The organism is Klebsiella sp. MS 92-3, assembly GCF_000195655.1.
Lineage (GTDB): Bacteria > Pseudomonadota > Gammaproteobacteria > Enterobacterales > Enterobacteriaceae > Klebsiella > Klebsiella pneumoniae.
Genome location: NZ_GL882770.1, coordinates 101,580 through 110,310 on the forward strand (window position 1 = coordinate 101,580; position 8,731 = coordinate 110,310).

Below are 8,731 nucleotides of genomic sequence, written 5' to 3' on the forward strand. Positions count from 1 at the left end.
TTTGACGGGGATCAGAACTGATAGACCAGGCCGAGGGCGACGATATCATCGGTCGCGATACCGCTGTTTTTGTAGAAGCGGTCGTCTTCATCCAGCAGGTTGATTTTATAATCCACATAGGTGGACATATTTTTGTTGAAGTAGTAGGTCATGCCCACGTCGACATACTTGACCAGATCCTTGTCGCCGTAGCGAGAATAGGCGTAGAGATCTTTACCCTTCGACTGCAGATAGGCCACCGACGGACGCAGCGGTAAATTAAAGTCGTCGAACTGATACTGCGCGACCACTTCGAAGTTCTGCGTTTTGTTGGCAATTCCGCCAAAACTATCGTTGCCATAGAAGGTCATGTTGCGGGTCTCAGCATACATGGCGGCCAGATAGATGTTATTGGCGTCATATTTCGCGCCGACGGTCCAGGCATCGGCTTTATCGCCGTTGGCATAACGCTGGCTGCTACGCGCGGCCGCCAGCTGGTTATGGGTACGGTCAGAAGACGAATACGCTGCCCCGAAGCTGATGCCCATATCGAGATCGTAGTAGCTGGAGATACCAAAACCGTCGCCATTTTCCCGCGCCAGCTTACGTTTCCCACCGTTATTAGTGCCTTCGCCAGAACCGGCGTTTTCATTATTACCCTGATACTGCAGGGCGAAATGCAGGCCGTCGACGAGGCCGAAGAAATCGCTGTTACGGTAGGTGGCCACGCCGTTAGTACGGCCGGTCATGTAAACGTCGGTCTGGGTGTAGGTATCGCCGCCGAATTCCGGCAGCATATCGGTCCAGGATTCAATGTCGTAGACCACGCCGTAGTTACGGCCATAGTCCAGCGACCCGCAGTCGGCAAACTTCAGGCCGGCAAAGCCGAGACGGGTCCAGGAATTCGCACCTTCTTTTTCGCTAGTGTTCGCCTGAATGTTGTATTCCCACTGACCGTAGCCGGTTAACTCGGAAGTAATCTGCGTTTCGCCTTTCAGACCAAAGCGAACATAGGTCTGGTCGCCGTCTTCTGAAGCGTCGTCAGAGAAGTAATGCAGGCCGTCAACTTTCCCGTAGAGGTCCAGTTTATTACCGTTTTTGTTATAGATTTCGGCGGCATTAGCGGCGCTAGCCATTAATAATGCCGGAACCATAAGTGCCAGTACTTTTCTTTTCATTATATATTCCCTTTTAATAATAATTTCTATGAATTATGACAATCCCTCCGGAATGACGATCCGATACTAACGACTAAGTTCATCTTTATTTAAAATAAAATATGTAAATAAATAATGTTAAACATTTCAAAATATTTCTAAGTGGTTCTTTATATTAAATTTTGATGTTTGTGCAAAATTCATTATTTTCTTATATAGCAATGCTTTATTGTATATTTGGTAGCTTGTTGTTAATTTTATGAAATAAATTGCACAGATAATAATCAAGTACATTATTCATTATGGGAATTTATTTTGTGTGAATGTAAATATCCAGGGGATTATCAACCCAGCTTGCGATAATTAAGGAATGAATAGCTTTAAGCGTACGGGAGATAATAAGGACATCTCTTCAGCCTGTGCGCATTGGCAGCATAAGTCGCGAGAAGGCGCAGAAGACGAAGATGAAACTGCTGCCTGTGACGCAGGTTAGCGGTATAATGTGATGCGTGTCACGTTTTAAGTGACAATAGTCTGTTGTGTCACGGAGAGGAATGAGATGGAAGAGCAGGCAAAACGCAGCCCGGGAGGGAAACTTGCGCTCTGGGCGTTGTATGCTTTTTGCGGATATTGTGTCTGGGTCATTGTGCGTTACTGGTGGGTAGTGGGAAAAATTCACAGCGTTCCCGGCGCCAGCGTGGAGGGTGATTTTGGAACAACGGCCGGGAAATGGCTTGGCGCCCTGTTGGGTATGCTGGTCCTCGGCGGCATTGGCTCTATTCTCGGCGCGGTCGTCTGGTATACGCGTCCATCCCGCGGCGAGCAGGATCATCAGCGCTAAAATTGCTATGCTCGAGGCTGACCCTCAGATAAAGGAAAGCCTATGGACCTGGTTGACTGGCAGCAACGATTTGAGCGCTGGATACTGACGCACCATGCGCAGGATGACGCCGCACACGATCTGTCCCATTTTCGTCGCGTCTGGGCGACCGCCACTCAGCTGGCCGCGGGGGAGGAAGTCGACCGGCTGGTACTCCTCACGGCCTGCTATTTTCATGACATCGTCAGCTTGCCAAAAAATCATCCGGAGCGAAGTCGATCCTCGATGATGGCCGCCGAGAAAACCCTCGCCATTCTGCAGTCGGCCTTTGCTGATTTTCCTGCGGATCGTTACCCGGCGGTCAGCCATGCCATCGAGGCGCACAGCTTCAGCGCGGCGATCCCACCGCGCACGCTGGAGGCGAAAATAGTTCAGGATGCCGATCGACTCGAGTCGCTGGGAGCCATTGGTCTGGCGAGGGTCTTCGCTGTCGCCGGCGCCCTGAATACCATCTTGTTTGATGCCGAAGATCCTTTTGCTGATCGGCGGGCGCTGGATGACCGCAAATATGCCCTCGACCATTTCCAGTGCAAACTTCTGCGCCTGCCGGAAACCATGCAAACTGACAAGGGGAAAGCGATGGCGCAGCATAATGCCCGTTTTCTCGTCGAATTTATGGCTAAGCTCAGCGCGGAGCTGCAGGGGGAGCCGCTGGCGCTGGATGAAGCGGTTTTGCGCCGCTTTGCACCGCAGGCGTCAACCGACCGGTGATTTATGGTACTCTCTGCCAAAATCGTCCGCGTTGGTTGAGGATATGCCGCAAAAGTTAAGCAAGGAACACAGGTCGTTGTCGTTGGCTGAACAGGCCGGGGAAGACGCTGAGGCGCTGCTGCGTCAGCTGATGACGATCTACGATGTAAAAACGCTGGTTGCCGAACTGGTGAGCGTCGGCGAACAGCACTGGAGCGCGGCGATCCTCAAGCGCGTGGTGGCGCTTGGCCGCGTGGCGGAGCGTTTGCGCCCGCAGGAAGTTGCTCATCTGGCGACGCTCCTGCCTTCGCCGCCGGCCCATCATCCGCACTATGGGTTCCGTTTTATCGATCTGTTTGCCGGTATTGGCGGGATCCGCAGTGGTTTTGAAGCCATCGGCGGGCAGTGCGTTTTCACCAGCGAGTGGAACAAGCACGCGGTACGCACCTATAAGGCTAACTGGTACTGTGATCCGCAGCAGCACCGTTTTAATGAAGATATCCGCGATATTACCCTCAGCCAACGCTCTGACGTTAGCGACGAGGAGGCGGCGCGGCATATTCGCGAATCTATCCCTCAGCATGATGTGCTGCTGGCTGGCTTCCCCTGCCAGCCTTTCTCGCTTGCCGGCGTCTCTAAGAAAAATGCGATGGGCCGTGCGCATGGCTTTGCCTGCGAAACCCAGGGAACGCTGTTTTTTGACGTGGTGAGAATTATCGCGGCTCGTCAGCCAGCGATTTTTGTGCTGGAGAATGTCAAAAACCTCAAAAGCCACGATCAGGGGCGCACCTTCCGTATCATCATGCAGACGCTGGATGAGCTGGGATATGAAGTAGCTGACGCGGGGCATACCGGGCCGGATGACCCGAAGGTGATTGACGGGCGCCATTTCTTGCCTCAGCACCGGGAGCGCATCGTGCTGGTGGGTTTCCGTCGCGATCTGCAGCTGCATGCTGGATTTACGCTGCGCGACATCGCGGCGCAGTACCCGGCGGTGCGGCCAACATTTGGCGAGCTGCTGGAGCCGACGGTCGATGCGAAATTTATTCTTACGCCGGTGCTGTGGAAATATCTTTATCGTTATGCCCGCAAGCATCAGGCGCGGGGCAATGGCTTTGGTTATGGCCTGGTTGACCCCGCCAATCCCCACAGCGTGGCCCGGACGCTTTCTGCCCGCTACTATAAAGATGGTGCCGAAATTCTCGTCGATCGCGGCTGGGACCGGCCGCTCGGTGAGAAGCATTTTGACGATCCGCTGAATCAACAGCGGCGGCCTCGCCGGTTGACGCCGCGCGAATGCGCCCGGCTGATGGGCTTTGAATCCCCGCAGGGGGCGCGTTTTCGCATCCCGGTATCGGATACGCAGGCCTATCGTCAGTTTGGCAACTCGGTGGTGGTTCCGGTCTTCGCCGCGGTGGCGAAACTCCTGGCGCCGCGCATCGCTCAGGCGGTGGCGCGCCGCGAAGCGGATGATAATGATGGCGGATGTTCACGATAAAGCGACGCGCAGTAAAAATATGCGGGCGATCGCCACGCGCGATACGGCGATCGAAAAGCGGATAGCGGCGCTGCTGACCGGGGCGGGATTCACCTTTGTCGCCCAGGATCGCGCGCTGCCGGGACGTCCCGATTTCACTTTACCCGACTACCGTTGCGTTATCTTTACTCACGGCTGTTTCTGGCATCACCATGACTGCTATCTGTTTAAGGTGCCGGCCACCCGCACGGCATTCTGGCTGGACAAAATCGCCGGTAACGTGGCGCGCGACGCCCGCGACCGGCAACAGCTGGCTGAGCAGGGCTGGCGGGTGCTTATCATCTGGGAATGCGCCCTGCGCGGGCGCCTTAGGCTGAGTGATGCGGCGCTCACCGAGCGTCTGGAAGAGTGGATCTGCGGCGCCGGACACGACGCGCAGATCGATACGCAGGGGATCCGCGAACTGACGACTACTTCGACGCCTTACAAGGAGTAGCCTCGCTGCGGACGGGGAAGAGATATTTCCCCAGCGTCACCAGCACTACGGCGAAAATAATCACCGCCAGCGCCAGCCACTCAATGAGCGACAGGCTCTCGCCGCCGAACCCAGTACCGAGGAGCACCGCGACCACCGGATTAACATAGGCGTAGCTGGTAGCGACCGCCGGGGTGACATTGCGGATTAAAAACATGTAGGCGTTAATGGCGATCAGCGAGCCAAAGATGGCCAGATAGGCCAGGGCGGCGATCCCGGACCAGGAAGGGACGCGGGATAAGGTTTCACCGCTCAGCCATGAGGCCGCCAGCAGGACGATCCCGGCGGCGAGCATCTCGATTGCCCCCGCCATCATGCCGGTCGGCAGTACGATTCGCGAACCGTAAACCGAGCCGAAGGCCCAGCTTAGGGAACCAATCAGGATCAGCAGTGCGCCCCAGGGGTTGCCGTTCAGGTTGCCTCCGCTGTTGAGCATCACGATACCCGCAAGGCCAATGGCAATGCCCAGCCACTCCAGTTTACGGGTGGCGATGCCGAAAAAGCGGCTGAAGCATAAGGTGAACAGCGGTACGGTGGCGACCATCACCGCCGCGATGCCGGAGGGGACGTGCTGATGTTCAGCCAGCGTCACGAAGCCGTTGCCAACCGCAAGCAGCAACACGCCGATCAGCGCAGCGTTAAGCAGCGGACGACGCGCCGGTAGCTTATGGCCGGTGGCCAGTAACCACCCCAGCAACAGCACGCCGGCAGCGAGAAAACGAATGCCGGCCATCATTAGCGGCGGCCAGCTGGCGACCCCGACGGCGATAGCGAAATAGGTAGAGCCCCAGATGATATACAGCGCAAACAGCGCCCCGATGAGCGGTAAAAGCTGACGGGTAGACATACTTCCTCACGACGGTGCAGAGATAGAAAGGGGACATATAGTAAACGTGAAAACTATCGTGCTGGCGAGTGGTTAATTTGCGTCAGGTTGTTAAATTTATATTGACTAATTGTACCTTGGGCACCGGCCGTTTTTTAACGCATACTCGAGGGAGACATTGATGAAAAGAGAAGGAAAATCATTTTGGCAGGAAGTAGTCTTTTAACATTACTTGATGATATCGCCACGCTGCTGGACGATATTTCCGTGATGGGCAAGGTAGCGGCGAAAAAAACGGCGGGGGTGCTGGGCGACGATTTGTCTCTCAATGCCCAACAGGTTACCGGCGTGCGGGCGAATCGCGAGTTGCCCGTGGTCTGGGGAGTGGCGAAAGGGTCGTTCGTTAACAAAGTGATCCTCGTGCCACTGGCTTTGTTGATCAGCGCCTTCATCCCCTGGGCGATTACGCCATTGTTGATGCTGGGCGGCGCGTTTCTCTGTTTCGAAGGGGTGGAGAAGGTACTGCACAGTCTGGAAGCGCGGAAACACAAAGAGGATCCTGAACGGCGGCAGCAGCGTCTCGCCGCGCTGGCGGAGCGCGATCCGCTGGCCTTTGAGCGTGACAAAGTAAAAGGCGCGATTCGCACCGATTTTATTTTGTCCGCGGAAATTGTCGCCATTACCCTCGGCATCGTGGCGGAAGCTCCGCTGCTTAACCAGATCCTTATTCTCTCGGGGATTGCGATTCTGGTCACTATCGGGGTGTATGGCCTGGTGGGGGTGATCGTCAAGCTGGACGACATGGGTTACTGGCTGGCGGAAAAACGTAGTGCGCTGGCGCAGTGGCTGGGTAAAGGGCTCCTGGCCGTCGCTCCCCGCCTGATGAAGGTGTTGTCTATCGTCGGGACGCTGGCCATGTTCCTCGTCGGCGGGGGGATTGTCGTTCACGGTATTGCGCCGCTGCATCATGCCATCGAGCACTGGAGCGCGGGGTTGGGTGGGGTGATGGCCTCCACGCTGCCGGTCGTCGCCAACCTGGTGCTGGGTTTTATCATCGGCGCGGTGGTGCTGGCGGGCGTTAAGGCGGTGAGCAGCCTGCGTGGCGCTGGAAAGTAGCATGGCGAAACGCAGCGTAACGGCGCCGCGTGTTCTACCCTGAAAACGCCCCGGGTATCGACAGAGACCGGGGCGCTGACGCCGCGAGGTTTGCGCAACGTACTGCGAGAGAAAGATGGATAAGCCACTGCGGTTGAAGTTAAAAAAGTGCTACCACCTGGCTCGCCCGGCGCATGTGGTTAACGCTTGTTTTATCGCAGTGCTGTTTTTCTCCACGCTGCTGATCTGGCGTGAAATCAATGTCCTGGAAGAGGCCTACGTGGCCAACCAGCGTAACAATCTGGCTAACGTCGCTCATGAAATGGATGGGCTGTTGCAGTTCAACATCGACAGAATGATGTTTTTTCGCCATGGGATGCAGGCGGCGCTCGAACAGCCGCTTGATATTGATGTATTGCGTAAGGCCAGCCAACGCTATCTGAGCCAGCGCCATCAGCAGGCCTGGCGGGTGGCGCTACCGAATCGGCGTACGCTGCCGGTGTTTGGCATCTCAGGCAGCGTCGCTGGCCACAACCCTATCCTGCTGGTGGACGATCCGCTGGCGGCTGATGAACTAATGGCGACGCTCGAGCTGGGTTATCTGCTAAATCTGACGCAGCACGATCGCGATTTCGCCGAGCGGATGCAGTATATCTCTCGTAGCGGCTTTTTTACCTCGACCCTGCCGCTGCGGGATGAGTCGCAGGTGATAACGCACTATTCCCAAGCCCTCGGCGCTCCGTGGTTTACCCGTCAGACCCAGCGAAATAATCCGGGGCGAGGCGTTATCTGGCAAACCTTTCCTGACGATGACCCGCAGCTGGAAGAGCAGGTGGTCACCGCTTCGATACCGTTGGATTTTGCCGGTTACTGGCGCGGCGTGCTGGCGATGGATTTCTCAGTCAGTGAAATCAAAGCGTTTTTGGTTAGCGCCATGCAGGGGGGACAAGAGGGAGAGTACCAACTTTATGATAGCCATTTGAACCTGCTGGCTTCTTCCACGCCGGGGAATGTCCTGACCCTGCTGTCGCCGCGCGAGCAGGAGCTGCTGAGCCGCGCGTTTGTCCATGATAACCAGGGAGGGCTGCGTCTGCTGACGCGCTATATCAGCTGGGCCAAACTGCGCAATTTTGACGGCGTGCTGCTGCGGATCCACACTCTGCGGGAAGGCGTCCGCGGGAACTTTGGCACCATCACCATCGCCCTGACCCTGATGTGGGTCCTCTTCACCTTGATGCTGTTGCTCTCCTGGCTGGTGATCCGCCGCATGGTCCGCAACATGAGCGTTCTGCAAACCTCTCTGGAGTGGCAGGCATGGCATGATGCCTTGACCCGCCTGCTCAATCGCGGGGCGCTGTTTGAACAGGCGATGGCGGTAGCCAGCGACTGCCAGCGCAGCGGACGGCCGCTGGCGGTGATCCAACTCGATCTGGATCATTTTAAGCACATCAACGATCGCTATGGTCATCAGGCGGGGGACAGGGTGCTGTCGATGGTGGCCAGTACGCTGTCCAGCGCGGTTCGGCAGGGCGATCTGCTGGGCAGAGTGGGCGGAGAAGAGTTTTGTATCGTGATGCCGAATACCACCCTGCAGGAAGCGGCGGCGGTGGCGGAGCGATTGCGCCAGCGTATCCAGGGACGGGAAGTCTTTTTGCATAACAACGTGACGCTGCGGGTTAGCGCCTCGTTAGGGGTGAGCGCCAGCGAAGAGCGGGGGGAGTATCAGTTTGAAGCGCTGCAGTCGGTGGCCGATGGGCGACTCTATCTGGCCAAGCAAAATGGGCGTAACCAGGTCTGTTTTCGCAGCGCAGCGTGAGTAAAACGTTTCGATGTCGATTGGCAAAATGAGAATTATCTTAAAGTGATCGCAGGCGATCGCGCTATCGAATGAAACCGGTTTGCGGCTAAGCCTTCTCACATCAGCCTTGCAGCCCGGTCAGTCACCAGGCGCCAACATTCTCAATATTTTGCGTCATGAATATCTCTTGTCATGCAAAATAATTGAGGATAATGTTTCAACGCATCGGATTTCCCGGTGTAACGAATTTTCAAGTGCTTCTTGCATTAGCAAGTTTGATCCCCCCCCCCCCCC

Annotated in this window: 8 protein-coding genes; 6 read left to right on the forward strand and 2 right to left on the reverse strand. The window is 56.2% G+C overall.

The features are described 5' to 3' along the window. Positions 1 to 11: 11 nt before the first annotated feature. On the reverse strand, positions 12 to 1,157 hold the full coding sequence (ompC, locus tag HMPREF9538_RS20095; RefSeq protein WP_002911596.1) for a porin OmpC: 1,146 nt from the start codon (positions 1,155 to 1,157) through the stop codon (positions 12 to 14). Positions 1,158 to 1,695: 538 nt separating this feature from the next. On the opposite strand from ompC, the gene drpB reads away from it, so the two are divergent. From drpB to HMPREF9538_RS20075, 4 genes are all read left to right on the forward strand, one after another. Next, positions 1,696 to 1,977 (forward strand): cell division protein DrpB, encoded by a 282-nt coding sequence (gene drpB / locus HMPREF9538_RS20090; RefSeq protein ID WP_004151461.1) that lies wholly within the window; start codon positions 1,696 to 1,698, stop codon positions 1,975 to 1,977. A gap of 42 nt (positions 1,978 to 2,019) precedes the next feature. Beyond that, positions 2,020 to 2,727, forward strand: coding sequence for a phosphohydrolase (locus tag HMPREF9538_RS20085; RefSeq protein WP_002911594.1), 708 nt, complete (start codon positions 2,020 to 2,022; stop codon positions 2,725 to 2,727). A 76-nt stretch (positions 2,728 to 2,803) separates the two neighbouring features. Continuing rightward, entirely contained in the window at positions 2,804 to 4,204 is a 1,401-nt protein-coding gene (locus HMPREF9538_RS20080; RefSeq protein WP_004175390.1) for a DNA cytosine methyltransferase, read from the forward strand. Then, positions 4,185 to 4,679, forward strand: coding sequence for a very short patch repair endonuclease (locus HMPREF9538_RS20075; protein ID WP_002911592.1), 495 nt, complete (start codon positions 4,185 to 4,187; stop codon positions 4,677 to 4,679). Before HMPREF9538_RS20080 ends, HMPREF9538_RS20075 begins: the two co-directional genes overlap by 20 nt. On the opposite strand, the gene yedA is transcribed toward HMPREF9538_RS20075, so the two are convergent. Next, positions 4,654 to 5,565 (reverse strand): drug/metabolite exporter YedA, encoded by a 912-nt coding sequence (yedA, locus tag HMPREF9538_RS20070; RefSeq protein WP_004175392.1) that lies wholly within the window; start codon positions 5,563 to 5,565, stop codon positions 4,654 to 4,656. The two genes, HMPREF9538_RS20075 and yedA, sit on opposite strands and share 26 nt — an antisense overlap. 183 nt (positions 5,566 to 5,748) lie before the next feature. On the opposite strand from yedA, the gene HMPREF9538_RS20065 reads away from it, so the two are divergent. Both HMPREF9538_RS20065 and dgcQ read left to right on the forward strand, forming a co-directional pair. Then, complete coding sequence (locus HMPREF9538_RS20065; protein ID WP_002911591.1) at positions 5,749 to 6,660, forward strand: DUF808 domain-containing protein; 912 nt, start codon at positions 5,749 to 5,751, stop codon at positions 6,658 to 6,660. A gap of 115 nt (positions 6,661 to 6,775) precedes the next feature. Then, complete coding sequence (dgcQ, locus tag HMPREF9538_RS20060) at positions 6,776 to 8,455, forward strand: cellulose biosynthesis regulator diguanylate cyclase DgcQ (RefSeq protein WP_004184682.1); 1,680 nt, start codon at positions 6,776 to 6,778, stop codon at positions 8,453 to 8,455. Positions 8,456 to 8,731: the final 276 nt, after the last annotated feature.